Source organism: Pseudoalteromonas sp. PS5 (assembly GCF_004103255.1).
GTDB classification, from domain to species: domain Bacteria; phylum Pseudomonadota; class Gammaproteobacteria; order Enterobacterales; family Alteromonadaceae; genus Pseudoalteromonas; species Pseudoalteromonas peptidolytica.
The window spans coordinates 1-16,581 of record NZ_RCSQ01000135.1; the positions used below are offsets into that span (position 1 = coordinate 1).

General features: G+C 42.2%; 12 protein-coding genes. All 12 read left to right on the plus strand.

The features are described from left to right. Window positions 1–166 precede the first annotated feature (166 nt). The 12 genes from pnp to D9603_RS16110 all read left to right on the plus strand — a co-directional run bounded on the left by pnp (window position 167) and on the right by D9603_RS16110 (window position 16,414). Complete coding sequence (pnp, locus tag D9603_RS16055; RefSeq protein ID WP_128732068.1) at window positions 167–2,293, plus strand: polyribonucleotide nucleotidyltransferase; 2,127 nt, start codon at window positions 167–169, stop codon at window positions 2,291–2,293. Window positions 2,294–2,904: 611 nt separating this feature from the next. After that, on the plus strand, window positions 2,905–3,792 hold the full coding sequence (gene nlpI, locus D9603_RS16060) for a lipoprotein NlpI (RefSeq protein WP_128732069.1): 888 nt from the start codon (window positions 2,905–2,907) through the stop codon (window positions 3,790–3,792). Then, entirely contained in the window at window positions 3,770–4,897 is a 1,128-nt protein-coding gene (locus D9603_RS16065) for a hypothetical protein (RefSeq protein WP_128732070.1), read from the plus strand. Before nlpI ends, D9603_RS16065 begins: the two co-directional genes overlap by 23 nt. Window positions 4,898–5,100: 203 nt before the next feature. Continuing rightward, on the plus strand, window positions 5,101–7,893 hold the full coding sequence (locus tag D9603_RS16070; protein ID WP_125252177.1) for a monovalent cation/H+ antiporter subunit A: 2,793 nt from the start codon (window positions 5,101–5,103) through the stop codon (window positions 7,891–7,893). Continuing rightward, window positions 7,893–8,234, plus strand: coding sequence for a Na+/H+ antiporter subunit C (locus tag D9603_RS16075; protein ID WP_125252176.1), 342 nt, complete (start codon window positions 7,893–7,895; stop codon window positions 8,232–8,234). Before D9603_RS16070 ends, D9603_RS16075 begins: the two co-directional genes overlap by 1 nt. Beyond that, window positions 8,231–9,745: a monovalent cation/H+ antiporter subunit D gene (locus D9603_RS16080; RefSeq protein ID WP_128732071.1), complete on the plus strand. Its 1,515-nt coding sequence runs from the start codon at window positions 8,231–8,233 to the stop codon at window positions 9,743–9,745. The genes D9603_RS16075 and D9603_RS16080 overlap by 4 nt, the downstream gene beginning before the upstream one ends. Further along, window positions 9,746–10,282 carry a Na+/H+ antiporter subunit E gene (locus D9603_RS16085; protein ID WP_128732072.1) on the plus strand — a complete coding sequence of 179 codons (537 nt, stop codon included), beginning with the start codon at window positions 9,746–9,748 and terminating at the stop codon, window positions 10,280–10,282. Continuing rightward, window positions 10,276–10,545: a K+/H+ antiporter subunit F gene (locus D9603_RS16090; RefSeq protein WP_010370838.1), complete on the plus strand. Its 270-nt coding sequence runs from the start codon at window positions 10,276–10,278 to the stop codon at window positions 10,543–10,545. The genes D9603_RS16085 and D9603_RS16090 overlap by 7 nt, the downstream gene beginning before the upstream one ends. A gap of 13 nt (window positions 10,546–10,558) precedes the next feature. Further along, the gene (locus tag D9603_RS16095) at window positions 10,559–10,885 is read left to right on the plus strand and encodes a Na+/H+ antiporter subunit G (protein WP_128732073.1); all 327 of its coding nucleotides are present in this window, start codon (window positions 10,559–10,561) and stop codon (window positions 10,883–10,885) included. 455 nt (window positions 10,886–11,340) lie between these two features. Then, window positions 11,341–13,455 carry a methyl-accepting chemotaxis protein gene (locus D9603_RS16100; RefSeq protein WP_128732074.1) on the plus strand — a complete coding sequence of 705 codons (2,115 nt, stop codon included), beginning with the start codon at window positions 11,341–11,343 and terminating at the stop codon, window positions 13,453–13,455. A 101-nt stretch (window positions 13,456–13,556) separates the two neighbouring features. Beyond that, on the plus strand, window positions 13,557–15,479 hold the full coding sequence (locus D9603_RS16105) for a DNA topoisomerase III (RefSeq protein WP_128732075.1): 1,923 nt from the start codon (window positions 13,557–13,559) through the stop codon (window positions 15,477–15,479). Between the two features lie 77 nt (window positions 15,480–15,556). Next, on the plus strand, window positions 15,557–16,414 hold the full coding sequence (locus D9603_RS16110; RefSeq protein ID WP_125252170.1) for a tetratricopeptide repeat protein: 858 nt from the start codon (window positions 15,557–15,559) through the stop codon (window positions 16,412–16,414). Window positions 16,415–16,581: the final 167 nt, after the last annotated feature.

Sequence of the window (16,581 nt, forward strand, 5' to 3'; positions counted from 1 at the left end):
TTTTTTTGTGGCTGTTCTATCAGTATACTTACAACCGTTTAAAAATACTTTTAAACAAACGTCAATTGGTCTGCCAATTGTAGTGCTTAAGTAAATTATGATGAGTTTATTTAAGACTGTGATTGGTCCCTGTTGGCGTTGAAAACAATTTAGTAAGGAAAATATTGTGCAAGCAATTATTAAAGAATTTCAACTAGGTCAACACACGGTGACACTAGAGACAGGTGCTATCGCGCGTCAAGCTGACGGCGCAGTACTTGCAAGCATTGGCGATACTTCAGTACTTGTTACTGTAGTTGGTAAAAGAGAAGCAGCACCGGGTCAAGACTTTTTCCCACTGACTGTTAACTACCAAGAAAAAATGTATGCTGCGGGTCGTATCCCTGGTGGTTTCTTGAAGCGTGAAGGTCGTCCTTCAGACGGTGAGACATTAACAGCTCGTCTTATTGACCGTCCAATTCGTCCTCTATTCCCAGATGGCTTCGTAAACGAAGTTCAGGTTATCGCGACAGTGGTTTCTGTAAATCCAGAGATCCAACCTGATATCGTTGCTTTGATTGGTACTTCAGCTGCACTGGCTATCTCGGGTATTCCATTTAATGGTCCTCTAGGTGCAGCGCGCGTTGGTTTCATCGACGGTCAATATGTACTAAACCCAACTCTTAAAGAGCTAGAGACAAGTAAGCTTGACTTGGTTGTTGCTGGTACTGAAAACGCAGTATTAATGGTTGAATCAGAAGCTGAAGTACTGACTGAAGAAGAAATGCTTGGCGCTGTGGTTTATGGTCACGAGCAATCACAAGCTATCATCAAAGCAATCGAAGAGTTCCGTGCTGAAGCTGGTAAAGCTGCATGGGATTGGGCTGCACCAGAAAAAGACCTAACACTTACCGAAAAAGTTGCGGCTATCGCTGAACAAAAAGTAGGTGATGCTTACCGTATTATTGACAAAGTTGCACGTAAAGAAGCACTTTCTGAAGCAAAAGCAGAAGTTATTGAAAAACTAGGCGCTGAAGTTGCTGAAGGCGAGTCACTAGATGAGCAAGTGGTAGGTAAAGAATTCAGCTCACTTGAGAAGAAAATTGTACGTAGCCGCATCATCGCTGGCGAAAAACGTATCGACGGTCGTGAACCAGACATGGTTCGTGCACTAGACGTAATGACAGGTGTACTGCCACGTACTCACGGTTCTGCAATCTTTACTCGTGGTGAAACTCAGGCACTTGTAACAGCAACTCTTGGTACTGAGCGTGACGCGCAGATGCTAGATGACCTAACAGGTACTCACAAGCATCACTTCATGCTGCACTATAACTTCCCTCCATTCTGTGTAGGTGAAACGGGTTTTGTAGGCTCTCCTAAGCGTCGCGAAATCGGCCACGGTAATCTAGCTAAGCGTGGTATTGCGGCAGTGATGCCAACTCTAGCTGAATTCCCATATTCAGTACGTGTAGTATCTGAGATCACTGAATCAAACGGTTCATCTTCAATGGCATCAGTATGTGGTACTTCACTTGCGCTGATGAATGCGGGTGTTCCAGTTAAAGCGTCAGTTGCTGGTATCGCGATGGGTCTAGTAAAAGAAGGCGAAGATTTCGTTGTACTTTCTGACATCCTTGGTGACGAAGATCACTTAGGTGATATGGACTTTAAAGTAGCGGGTACAGCAAATGGTGTAACTGCACTACAAATGGATATCAAGATTGAAGGTATCACCAAAGAAATCATGCAAATCGCACTTCGCCAAGCGAAAGCGGCTCGACTACACATCCTAGGTGTGATGGATCAAGCGATTGCTGCGCCTTCAGAAGAGTTATCTGAATTTGCTCCACGTATCTACACGATGAAGATCCCAGCGAAGAAGATTGCTGAAGTTATCGGTAAAGGTGGTGCGACAATTCGTCAGCTTACTGAAGAAACAGACACAACGATTGAAATTGAAGACGACGGTACAATCAAGATCGCTGCAACGAATGGTAATAGCGCAAAAGCAGCTATCTCACGTATCGAAGCCCTTACAGCTGAACTTGAAGTAGGTACGCTTTACACTGGTAAAGTTATCCGTATCGTTGACTTTGGCGCATTCGTTAATGTACTTCCTGGCAAAGATGGCTTAGTACATATCTCACAGATCAGCACAGAGCGTGTAAATAACGTGTCTGATCACTTAACTGTAGGCCAAGAAGTAAAAGTTAAGGTATTAGAGGTAGACCGTCAAGGTCGTGTACGTTTAAGTATCAAAGAAGCACTAGAGTCTAACGCGGAGCAGCCAAAAGAAGAAGGCGCAGAGTAATTTAAACATTACTTTTTACGTAGATTAGAAGTGCAAAGGGGCTGAATGGCCCCTTTTTTTATGCGCAGATGATGTTAACAGCGTTAAAAATTTCTTATCTAGAACAACTAAATAGCAAAATTTTTGCCTACTGATTGACGAGATTTTCTCGCCTCAAGATAGACCTCTTAATTAAGATCATAGGTATAATAATGAGTGCACCTTGCCGGTATAAGTGGTGGTAACGATGTTATCGACATGGCTCTTGTACCTCAAAATAGCTCACTTAATTAAGCAAATTAATATAAAATAATGAAACAAAACAGACTTTACCTAGTCTATAGAGGTTACAGCTAAATCGTATAATAGGTAATATTGGTGATTTAGTAATGCTATTTTGCTTAATACTCGCTCATTTTGAGAGAGCTTACGTCAGCAGAGTAAAAGGAGCTTTTAGTGAGTAATTAGGTTGCAACGCTATTGCTTTTTTATGTGGTCATAGATAGTTTGGCGTTGGCTGAGTTGGGAAGCGGTTTTATTGGCAATATTTTATCGCTTTAAAATATAAAATTTAATTAAGCAAACCGATATAGCAACTCTAAACGGGCGAATGCCATTGAATGAGGAAGGAAATGAAGTTAGCGAATATAGTTGTGCCATTGATGCTATTAGGGCTGGTTGGATGTAAAAGCACACCGACAGAGGCCACTAAAAACATTGTAAATGTTCCGCTTGCAGTACCACTTCAGGCAAATTTTCGAAATGAAATTGCCATTGCTCGATTCAACGAGCTACTGTTACAGCCTGATATGGCGGTAGAACAGCGTGCTCAGCTACTTTATAACAGGGGTATGCTATACGATAGCATAGGGTTACAGACACTTGCGCGTATCGATTTTAACCGTGCGGTGCAACTTAAACCTGACTTGGCTGAGGTGTATAACTTTTTGGGTATCCACCAGACGTTAGAGCAAAACTATGGTCGTGCCTACGAAATGTTTGATGCGGTGTTGGAGCTTGATGAACAGCATGAGTACGCCTACCTGAATCGAGGTATTGCACTATATTATGGCGAAAGACCAGCATTAGCAGTACAAGACTTTAAGGCATTTTTAGCACGGGCGCCCAAAGACGCATATCGGATAATGTGGTTGTACTTAGCTCAGTCTCAAGTGGATCCCGAGCTTGCAAAACAAACATTGTCGGCGAATAGCGAGTCACTGGATCCAAATGAATGGTCTTCTCAACTCGTGGAGCTTTATCTAGGCACCTTGTCTGAGCCACAGTTTTTGGCGCAAATTGCTGAAGGTGTAAGTACACAAGAAGAATACGCACAACGTTTATGTGAGGCCTATTTTTATTTGGCAAAGCAAGCTCAGGCGACAGGAGATATCGCTTCAGCCATTAATTATTTCAAACTTGCGCTTGCGACTAATGTTTTTGAGTTTGTTGAGCATAAATATGCTCGTTTAGAGCTTGACTTGCTTGCTCGCTTAGATGAAGAACCAGACGCTAGTTAACTTTCTTCTATCAACAATTTTATTAGGGCTGCTTGTTTCTAGCAGCCCTAACTTTGCACACCTGTCGCCTGAGCAGCAATCTGGCCTCATAGTGGCGAATCCCACCAGCTACTTTCAGATTGCCTCAAGGTTCAAGCTCGCACCAGAACATGCAACGGATAAATTACTCAACACAATCGCGAGATTGCAGCAGCCTAATTGGGAATTTGAGCGTCTTAAAAGAATACTTGATGCTAGTCAAATGATTAAAGCGGAGCTTTTTCTGTTAGATGCTTGGGGGCGTTTTAGTCAAACACAACGACAGGCACTGCTGCACGACATCGTGAAGCAGGGGGCTTTTGACACATTACAAGCGCTGTCGACTCGTTACACATTGAGCGAGGAATATACTACTTTGCTGCAAGTTTGGCGCGGTAAGCCAGTTAGCTCATTTTCACAAAGTGCACTTTTAGCGCCATTTCAACTAAGTTCTCAAATGCAATGGGGATCACAATCTTGCCAGTTTACGTTAGCACTTATTGCCAGTGATCTTAAGGGGCTGCATCATCTGCAGGTGCTAAAGCGTGCTTTCGAGCTAAGGCCAGAGCCAAAGAGGGGAGTATATTGCCTATCAAGACCGATTTATGTTGCTGAAAAGTTAAACTGCGAGAAATACCGCGGCTTTGCGACATGTAAATTGCAAAATAGCGATACTTTTGCACATTATGACCATCTGGTATTAATGGCTCGTGATGGTTTAGCTAATGTACGTCATCACACGATGACTTTAACGCCTGATAGTACCTATAACACGTTTATTCATGAGCTGATGCACTTTAGCGGTTTTGAGGATGAATACCCTGTCGCCACTGAAAAGGCAAAATGGTTATGCGCCAATTCAGGCCATAAGGCACCAAATCTTTACGTTGGTGAACAAGCACCAAACAATTGGGTGCCCAGTCGCACGTGCGAGCATGGTAAATTGCCGTCATACAAGCCATCTAAAGTACATTCTTTACTTGAATATCAATCAATCAAATTAAATGAAACCTACCGTAAGAAATGGCTCTTAGTGCTGAATTCACAGCGTTCCAAAGATAACTTAGCGGTTAATTCTGCCGAATAATTTTGAATTTATTCTGAATAGTTTGTTAAGGTTGTCTAAAATAGCATCAGCTAGAAAGTGAAACCCTAGACAACTCAAACACTAATCAAGTATAACAGGGTTCATGTACGTGTGGTGAACGTGTACCGATTGCTCCAACTTGGAGGGCGCATCAGCATGTTAACCGAAACGAGCCATAACGACGCAAATAAAAGGTTTCATCTATGACTTTATTTTGGATACCCTTGCTATCCTTAATTGGCAGTTTTATCTCTGCATTCACGGGAAAGCTCTCTCGTAATCAGTCAACTGCTATAACCTTAGTAGCGCCAGCATTGGCACTTTTACTCGCTATTGACCATGCGCCTGCTGTTTTTGCAGGAGAAACTATTCGATCGACATTCGAATGGGTTCCGCTTCTCGATATCAACATTGCCTTCAGACTCGATGGCTTGGCACTGTTGTTTGTCTTTATGATCTTAGGTATTGGTATGCTGGTTATCTTTTATGCCAGATATTACCTAAGCGCCAACGACTCAATGCCCAAGCTGTATGCTTATCTAATGCTCTTTATGACAGCTATGCTTGGTATTGTAATGTCCAATAATGTGTTGCAGTTGTGGCTCTTTTGGGAGCTTACCAGTATTAGCTCATTTTTACTTATTAGCTATTGGTGGCATAAATCTGAAGCGCGTAAGGGTGCGAAGATGGCACTGGCGATTACTGGCGGCGGCGGATTAGCACTGCTTGCGGGCCTTATGCTCATCGGTGATATTGTTGGAAGCTATAACCTTGATGTTATCTTGTCCAGCAGAGAGCTTATTCAATCACATGCTTTGTATGAAGTTGCTTTGATCCTTGTGTTACTCGGTGCGTTCACAAAATCAGCGCAGTTCCCATTTCACTTTTGGTTGCCACACGCGATGGCTGCGCCAACACCTGTCAGTGCCTATTTACATTCTGCAACTATGGTAAAAGCAGGTATATTCTTACTAGCACGTTTTTATCCTGCGCTAGCGGGTACAGAGCTGTGGTTTATTCTCGTAGGCTTAACTGGCTTAGCAACGCTGCTCGTTGGCGCCTATATTGCGTTATTTAAACATGATCTAAAAGGCCTTCTGGCGTTTTCAACGATTAGCCACTTGGGCTTAATCACTTTGTTGCTCGGCTTAGACACTGAGCTTGCAACAGTTGCGGCGGTATTCCACATCATTAATCACGCGACATTTAAAGCATCGCTATTTATGGCTACCGGAATCATCGATCACGAGACTGGTACTCGTGATATGCGTAAGCTCAATGGTATGTGGCGATTTATGCCATATACAGCGACGTTGGCGATGGTTGCGGCATCGGCTATGGCGGGAGTTCCTTTATTGAATGGCTTCCTATCCAAAGAGATGTTCTTTGCTGAAACGCTACATCAGCAATTGCTTGGTTCAATGTCTTGGTTGATACCTATCTTGGCGACAGTTGCGGGTGCGTTTTCGGTGGCATATTCAGCACGGTTTATTCACGATGTTTTCTTTAACGGTGAACCTATTGACTTACCAAAAGAGCCACATGAAGCGCCAAGGTATATGCGTTTTCCTATCGAAATACTTGTGGCATTGTGCTTGATTGTTGGTATGTTCCCAAATTTTGTTGTGGACGGAATGTTGAAAACGGCATCAAGTGCTGTACTTGGCGAAGCCGCGCCCGTGTTTGAGATTGCAATCTGGCATGGTTTTAATCTGCCTTTATTAATGAGTGGCTTAGCTGTTTGCGGTGGCTTATTCATTTACACACAACGTAAATATCTATTTCAATTCCAAGCTTCACTGCCACCGATGAATGCCAAAAAAGTCTTTGAGCGTACCATGTACAACATCGTTTCATGGAGCCGTGCACGCATCAACGCAATTGAAAATGGCTCACTTCAGCGTTACTTAATGCTGATGTTCATTGTAGTGCTAGTAAGTGCTGGTTGGCCATTATTTGAAATGTCGCAGCTGGTTGGAAATATGGAGCCAACGCCCATTGATGTTCACAATGCGATTGGTGCAGGGTTATTAATGATTGGTGCGATAGGAACCGTGATTTGGCACCGTACTCGTATGGTCGCACTATTAATGATTTCTGTCGTTGGTTTAATGGTATCGGTTGCCTTTACGCGTTTCTCAGCTCCTGATCTAGCCTTAACTCAGTTAACAGTAGAGGTCGTAACTATAATTCTACTAATGCTGGCGTTATTCTTCTTACCACAAAGGACGCCAAAAGAGTCTAGCTCTATTCGGGTGTTACGTGATTTAGGGATAGCTTCAGCCATTGGTGTGATCATCGGGAGCATTAGTTATGCGTTGATCACAAGGCCTCTGGATAGTATTTCAGAGTTCTTTATCGCAAACGCGAAAGTAGGCGGTGGCGGTACGAATGTTGTTAACGTCATCTTAGTGGACTTCCGTGGTTTTGATACGCTGGGCGAAATTACAGTACTAGGTATCGCGGCACTTGGCATTTATAAATTGCTTATTAATCTTCCACTATTTATGCCTGGTAGCGATAGTGAGGGTAGGCCTTGGGCTAAAGAGAAGTATCCTTTATTGCTAGCAAGTATCTCACAAAGCCTATTGCCGCTTGCGTTACTTGTGTCGGTTTATATTTTCTTGCGTGGCCACAACCTGCCTGGTGGTGGATTTATCGCAGGGCTTGTTACCGCAATAGCCTTTATTTTGCAGTACATTGCACATGGCTCAAATTGGATAGCTGAGCGCTTTGATGTGAATTATCGAAAGATTATCGCAACGGGTATCGCTATTTCACTCGCAACTGGTGTGGGGAGTTGGTTCTTTGACCGCCCATTCTTAACATCTTGGTTTGATTATTTTGATATACCTCTGGTTGGTAAAACTGAACTTGCCAGCGCCATTGCGTTTGACCTCGGTGTTTACATAACAGTGGTTGGTGCAACATTAATGATTTTGGCAAGCCTAGGAAAAGTAACGGCAAATGCGCCTAAAGAAGAGGTGAATATATAATGGAATTGCTATACGCATCGTGCGTAGGCCTGTTAGTTGCCTGCGGCGTATTTTTAATTTTAAGAGCAAGAACATTCCCTGTGGTACTGGGCTTAACGATGTTGTCCTATGCCGTTAATTTATTCTTGTTTGCATCAGGCCGGTTAACATTAAATAAGGCAGCTGTGCTTGGTTACAGTAGTGATTATGCAGATCCATTGCCACAAGCTTTAGTGCTTACGGCTATCGTTATCGGTTTTGCGATGACTGCGTTTGTAGTGATTTTAGCTATCCGTGGGCGTTCTGATTTGGGGAATGACCACGTCAATGGCATTGTTCCTGAGAAAAAGGGTAAAGCATGATCCAACATTTGACCTCTTTACCGGTATTATTGCCAATGCTAGCAGGGGTGATCCTGCTTATGCCTCCTTGTGGAAAAAATGTAGACATTAGACGTAAAGTTTCCGTAATTATGTCATTGGTTACATTTGCAGTATGCGTGTCGCTTTTACTGCATGTGGATCAGACTGGAATTCAAGTTTATGCAATAGGCAACTGGCAAGCCCCATTTGGTATCGTGTTAGTTGCAGATCAGCTCTCGACTTTGTTGGTAAGTTTAACAGCGCTGCTTTGTTTCGTTTGCTCACTATATAGCTGTGCTGGAGATGATGAAAAGGGCAGCTTCTTCCATCCATTGCTGCATTTTTTAGTGATGGGCGTAAATGGTGCGTTTTTAACTGGTGACGCATTCAATTTATTCGTATTTTTTGAAATTTTGTTGATTGCTTCCTATGCCTTGCTGATGCATGGAGGCGACAAGCACAATACGCGCGCCTCGTTACAATATGTTATTCTAAATTTAGTTGGCTCTTCGGTATTTTTGATTGCCTTAGGCATTTTGTATGGTGTGCTGGGCACGCTTAACATGGCTGATATGGCATATAAAATCACTTTCTTGCAGGGCGACGATGTATATCTTGCAAAAATTGGCGGCCTTCTGCTACTTGTCGTATTTGCTCTCAAAGGTGCATTGTTACCGCTACATCTCTGGTTACCTAATACTTATGCCACGGCATTGCCGGTTGTTGCAGCACTGTTCGCCATAATGACAAAAGTGGGTGTATATTCGATGATGCGCGTTTATACCCTAGTATTTGGAGACCAGGCAGGTGAGTTAAGCCACATGGCGCAAGAGTGGCTGTGGTGGCTTGCATTAGCAACGATAATCATGGGTGGAATAGGTGTACTTGCAAGTCAAGATTTACGTAAATTGTCAGCGAATTTGGTAGTAGTGTCTGTCGGCACTTTGGTGGCATTAGTGGCGGTACAATCAGTAAATAGTAGCGCCGCCGCAATTTACTATCTGGTGCACTCAACCTTAGTGTCAGCAGCACTCTTTTTGATCGCCGATTTAATTGGCAAACAAAGAGGGAAAGTCGGAGACAGAATAACCGCTGGTCGTCCTGTATCTCAACCCATGTTGCTCGGTATCTTCTTTGCTATCGCAGCAATTACTGTTATCGGTATGCCACCATTATCAGGCTTCATCGGCAAAGTATGGATCTTAAAATCAACGCTTGAATCGAGTCACACTTACTGGTTCTGGGGAGTGTACTTGTTGGTCAGTTTGGCCGTCTTGGTCAGTGTCTCTAAAGCTGGTAGTACAGTGTTTTGGCATCATACAGGTAAAGCGGATACACATTCTGCTGAAAACGCGCATCCAGCGCAAATAGTCGCAGTGCTTGTACTTATCACTTGTGCTCCATTAATGGTCATTTTTGCTGGGTCGTTGACTGACTATGCACTCTCAGCAGCAAATTCTTTGCATGACTTTTCTAGCATGACAAATGCAGTGTTAAAAGGAGCGAAATAAATGCGATTAGAAGCTCGATTTAAATGGCTACCTACGCCGTTTCGCAGTTTGCTACTCTTTTTGGTGTGGCTATTGCTGAATAACAGTGTTTCAGCTGGACACATTATTTTGGGCACCATACTGGCGATAGTTATCCCGCTAATCACCTATCGCTTCAGAACAAAACAACCGTTAATAATAAGACCTTGGCGTGCAGTTACTCATTTGCTGCTGGTTTTATACGACATTATCACTGCAAATGTAGAAGTAGCGATAAAAATCTTAGGACCAACAAAAAAGTTACAGCCAGGCTTTGTATTAGTACCGCTTGACATTGACCAAGCGATGCCCATCACTATTTTAGCCAGCACGGTATCGTTAACGCCTGGTACCGTAAGCGCAGAAGTATATCCATGGCCTGAGTCGCTGGGAGATAAACAGCATTCAGAACGTAAGTACCTGTTGATACATGTACTTGATCTTAAAGATGAGCAGTTACTGATTGACACCATAAAATTGCGCTATGAAAAGCCTCTAAAGGAGATCTTTGAATGTTAGAAACGGTAATTCTCATTGTCTTCGCTATGATAGGTGTGTCTCTATTACTGAACCTTTGGCGGTTAGTTGTCGGGCCATCTATTCCCGATAGGATCTTGGCGCTTGATACAATGTATATCAATACAATTGCATTGATTATTTTATACGGCATGAGTATGGGGACCGCACTTTACTTTGAAGCGGCCTTGCTGATTGCAATGTTGGGTTTTGTGAGCACAGTAGCTGTATGTAAATACTTGTTACGTGGCGACATTATTGAATAGGAGCGGCAACAGAATGTCAGAGTGGATTATTTCTATATTATTGTTACTTGGAGGTTCCTTTGTACTGGTCGGTTCAATTGGGCTGGTGAAGATGCCTGACTTTTTTATGCGTCTTCATGGCCCGACAAAAGCAACAACGTTAGGAATGGCATGCTTACTAACCTCTGCAATGGTATATTTTAGTACAACATCGGATGGTATTAGTGTGAAAGAAATTCTAATTTCTATATTCTTGCTACTTACTGCCCCTATTTCAGGCTATATGTTGATAAAGTCGGCCATTCATCACAGATTACCTAGTAATGAAAAAACAACGGGTAAGGATAAAATAAAAAAGTAGTGCTTAGGCACTACTTTTAGCATCCACCAGCTTCTATCAATGGCATTTAGACCAAGAGACTGCTTGAAAAGGAGCCTCTTGGTCTAAATGCCATGGCGAGCATACTAAAATAAATTATCTTCTCTCCTTTGGCGTTGCGCTAAACTTTAGCAGTTTCAAATGTATCTTCTATTTACTAGTCAATACGTTACTTTCAAATAAGTAGTATTTTTAGCTGCATAATCCTCGGTGCGTTATTAAATTTTTTGCTACAGTTAAACAAGACTTCATACTTGCCGATAAGAATACGTATGGGTAACTTGTGGTTCAGGTAAAAATGTTCAATTCACTGCTTTTACAAAACTGGCGACTAGAAAGCTTTGATTGTGCGGCGCTCAGGTTAACCATTTTTATCAAGTTAAGAAGAATGTATGGTGCAATTCGTTTGCATGTAAACGCTAAAAATTGGGAATGTTATGAAACAAGCTTCAATTAAAAACAAACTCTTATTTTTTGTAACAGTATTAGTAACGAGTTTAGTTGTTATATTAGTGGCAACGATGTGGTTTCATCTAGCGGAGGAAAATGCAAAGCAGAGCAAAGGAGTTCAACAAGCAATATACGATGAAATTTCTCAAGGGTTGGTAGCAAAAGCCAACCAATATGGTCAAAGGGTATCAGGGTTTATTAATGAAGCCTACAGAGTACCCTATACTTTGGCTGGGATATTGTCCCATACTTCCAAGGAAAACCCACTGAGTCGAGAGCAAGTTCAAGAAGTGGTGTTTGGTGCACTAGAGCAAAATAGGTTCGTCTCTTCCATGTACGCACAATTTGAGCCGAACGGTTATGACGGTGATGATACTCGCTTTACGGAAGGCGCTTCACATTCAGTTGTTAAATCAGGAACGTTGGAGCTTTATTTTACACAAGAATCTACAGGACCTGTGCAACAAAAAGTTGAGTCAGCTGAAGCAAAGTACCTTGATAACATCAACGAATTTGGTTTGCGTGAAGCTGAGTGGTATCTCTGTGCAAAAGATAAAGTGGCGCCATGTATCATGGAGCCATATTTATATGAAATATCAGCGGGCAATGAGATGCTAATGACCTCGCTTACAGTCCCTGTTGTTGTTAATCGTCAATTTAAAGGCTTGGTCGGCGTGGATGTTAATTTGCCTATTTTCCAGACGCTGGTTGACGAGCTATCTGAGTCGCTTTATTCGGGAGCAGCTAAAGTAACCTTGCTGAGTGATTTAGGTCTTGTGGTCGGATCCAGTCATTATGACAAGCTTGCACGTCCACTGGCCGAGTCAACAACTACCGAGCGCGCTGACGTTTTACAGTCGCTACACAAAGGAACTGGTATTGAAAATTTAGAGAATGACTTGGTTGTATCCGTGCCAATCAATATCAAGTTACCTAATACAACCTGGTCTTTGGTCATTGAATTACCAAAAGCGATAGCACTCGAGTCTGCTACTACTTTGCAAAGTCAATTAGAGGAGTCAGCTAACTCTGTAGGACGCTGGATGCTGACAATTGGAGTGGTGATCGCAGCAATAGGGATCGCGATTGCATTTGTATTGGTTAACACGATTATTGGTCCTTTGACTCATATTCAAAAACGAGTAGAGAACTTAGCATCTAGCGAGGGAGATCTAACGCACGAATTAGAAGTGAGCCATCATGCAGAGCTTATCGCATTAGCTCAAGGCTTTAATCGCTTTACCGAAAAGCTCAGAAATATGATTGATGATCTTAAAGGGCTTGCGGAGTCTTCTTATGAACAGTCTCATCGCACTACAGAAGCTGCTATTAATATCAAAAATAAAGTCGCGAATCAGCATTTAGAAATCGACAGCGTTGTAACCGCGATTAACGAATTAAGTGCGACAGCCTCAGAGGTCGCAAGGGCGTCCGAGAAGGCGGCAGCCAGTACTAACCAAGCGGCAGACCAAGTTCAACAAAGCGAGCAAAGCATTATTAAAACGACTGAAACCGTACAATCAATGGCGGATCAAGTTATTGATGCAAAACAAGCTGTGGTTAAAGTATCGGAACGTAGCGATGATATTTCAAAAATACTCGAAGTGATCAGAGCAATCGCTGAACAAACTAACTTGCTTGCTTTGAATGCGGCAATTGAAGCCGCGAGAGCAGGAGAGCAGGGGCGTGGCTTTGCGGTTGTTGCTGATGAAGTTAGAGCTTTGGCATCGAAAACTCAAGCGTCAACAGATGATATAAGTAAGCTTATAGATAACTTGCAAAGCGAAGTTGCAAATTCCGGTCGAATAATTGAAAGCTCTGTAAAATTAGGCGAAGACGCAGTGAGTTACTGCCAAGAGTCAGCGCGGTTAATGAGCACACTAGTAGGAGAGCTTACCAGCATTTCTAACGAAGTAACTCAGATAGCGACAGCAGCAGAGGAGCAAAGTATGGTTACGGAGGAAATTAACACAAATACCACAGGGATCTCAGATGCGGCGGCAGAGCTATCTCAATTTGCGGATGAAGTAGAGCTAGCTGCAAGTTCTATGACACAAATAGTTGAGCAAAAGCATAAGCAGTTGAACTTGTTGACAACTTAAGTAAAGCTAATCGTGGAAGGTTGTAGCAGTCACTTGATAGTTATGGCCTTTCTCGAAAAAATTGATTATATTAACTGTATCTATATACAGTTAATATAATCATGAAACTATATATCGCTGAAAAACCTTCCTTAGGCAGAGCAATTGCAGATGTTTTGCCAAAACCTCACAAAAAACAAGATGGATACATAGAGCTTGCCAACGGTGATGTGGTTTCTTGGTGTATTGGCCACTTACTTGAGCAAGCTGAGCCTGAAGATTATGACGCTAAGTATAAAAAGTGGCAGTTTCATGATCTACCAATCATGCCAGCGCAATGGCAGTTTAAAGCAAAAGCTAAAACAAAAAAGCAGCTTACTACATTAAAACGATTACTCACAAAAGCTGACGAAATATATCATGCAGGAGATCCCGATAGAGAAGGGCAGCTGCTTGTAGACGAAGTATTTCAATACGTATCGCTGCCAGAACAAAAAAGAGCAACGATTCAACGCTTGTTGATCAGTGACTTGAATCCACAAGCCGTGAAAAAGGCACTGGCCTCAACACGTTCCAACCAAGAATTTATCCCTTTAAGTGTGTCTGCGCTTGCAAGAGCTCGAGCCGATTGGCTCTTTGGTATGAATCTAACCAGAGCATTTACGTTGGCTGGGCAAAAAGCGGGTGTGAATACTGTTTTGTCGGTTGGCAGAGTGCAAACTCCGGTACTCGGCTTGGTTGTTAGAAGGGATCTCGAAATTGAGAGCTTTGTATCTAAACCCTTTTATGAAGTGATTGCACACATCAATAAACCGGATTGGGGAATTTTTGAAGCTAAGTGGGTGCCAAGTGAAGCATGTAAGCCTTATATGGATGAAGATGGGCGTGTCTTGGTAAAAGCTTTGGCCGAAAATGTCGCTGCTCGGATCAATAAAAAGCAAGCAACGGTAAAGCAAGTTGAAACAAAACCCAAAAAGATAAATCCACCATTACCCTACAACCTTTCTTCTTTACAGATTGATGCAAATAAACGCTATGGTTTATCTGCTCAGCAAGTGCTGGATATTTGTCAAACACTCTATGAGAAACATAAACTGATCACATACCCCAGATCAGATAACCGTTATCTACCAAAAGAGCACTTTGCTGAAAGAGAGCAAGTGGTTTGCGCGGCAGAACATAATCAGGGGTTGGAAAGCAAATACGTTAAGTTAGCAGACATGAGCCAAAAAGGAGCGTGCTGGAATGATAAAAAAGTCGAAGCGCATCACGCGATTATTCCAACTACTAAAAAGCTTCGCAGTGCGCAGCTTGGTTATCAAGAACTGCAAGTTTATCAACTTATCTCGATACAATACTTAGCGCAATTCTTTCACCCATATCGCTACAATGAAACTCAGGTTGAATTAGAGATCGGTGGAGGCCAATTCAAAGCACAAGCCAAGCAAGTAATAGATAAAGGTTTTAAAGTTCTATATAAAAAACCAGAAACAGAGAAGGAAAGTCTTTTACCAGAGTTGCAAATAGGGGAGCAGCTACTATGTGACAAAGGAGAGGTGAAAGAGAAGCAAACTCAGCCGCCAAAACATTACACTGAAGCAAGTCTACTTGGTGCAATGACAGGCATTGCACGGTTTGTATCTGATCAATCAATTAAAAAGGTATTGAAAGATACGGATGGACTTGGAACAGAAGCAACTCGAGCTGGGATCATTGAGTTATTATTTAAAAGGCAGTTTCTGCGACGAGACGGTAAAACGATATACTCTACGGCGCTTGGCAAAGCATTTATTCAAACTTTACCAGAGTCGCTCTCATTACCAGATAGGACTGCGCTTTGGGAATCATTGCTTGGAAAGATTGCCAACAAAGAAACCTCCTATAACCAATTTATGCAGCCACTTCGTGACGAGCTGAGTGTTTTTATTAATAGTGCTCAGTCTATAAATATAACTGCGCTAAAAGAAGTACCGACAATGGCATTGAAAAAGCGCGGAGGAAAAAAGAGGAAATTTACTCGAAAGAGAAAGCCAAGCTCTACATAATTGTTTATGCTCGTAGTTGTAAATTCAGATATTGCCACTATATCAACCATATTAACTATTTATACAGATAACAGAGCATGAGCAATAAAATCCAACTTACCCCTGAAAATATTCAGCAAGTAATAACAGACCCAAACCCTGAGAAAGTGCTACTGTTGACATTTTATAGTGGCCAAAATCCCGAATGTGTTCAGCAGGACCAGATATTAGAGGGGATTGCTGCGACATATAGTGAGCATATCACGATTGGTGTTATTGATTGTGATGTTCAGCAAGCTCTAGCCTCTCAGCTTGCTCAACAAATTGGCTTACAAGCTTTACCTACCATCGTGGTTTTAAAAGGTGGAGCACCGGTCGATATGTTACCAGGTGTAAAAACTGAAGAAGAAATAAAAGAAGCGTTGTCGGCTCACTTACCATCGCCTGAACTAATATTACTAGACCAAGCTAAGCAATTTTTAGCAGAAGATGATCTAAACAATGCCTTTGTGTATGCGAAAAAAGCGTATGACATCGATAGTAGAAATACTCGAGTCAAATTGGTGTTTTCCGATATCTGCATACAAATTAAAAAATTTGATGAAGCGCAGGCTCTGTTAGATTCCATTAATGACGAAGAACGAGACCCTTATTACCACAATTTAGTTGCCAAACTAGCGCAAGCTACGGCAGCACAGGATTCACCAGAGGTAAGACGCCTAGAGCAAGCATTGGTGGCTGAACCAGAATCTTTGGACTTACGTTGCCAGTTAGCTCAAGCTCAGCTAGATGTAGGTAAAACAGAAGAGGCATTGGCAAGTTTACTGGTGGTACTTAAGAAAGACATGAACTTTGGTGAAGCAAAAAAGGGGTTTTTAGATATTATCGCTTCACTTCCAGATGGCGATAGTGTTGCTTCACAGTACCGTCGAAAGCTATATAGCCTCCTGTACTAAAAAGCGAAGCTAATCGAGTCTTGAGATACAGCTGAAAAATTATTCAGTTGTATCTTGCATCCTAGCAAATTTGATCAATACTTATGATCCCTCTAAAGAAATGGGTGACAGTTTTATGAAGGAAACATTTCATTAGTATGGATTTTAATAGGTTTTGTGTGTTTTTT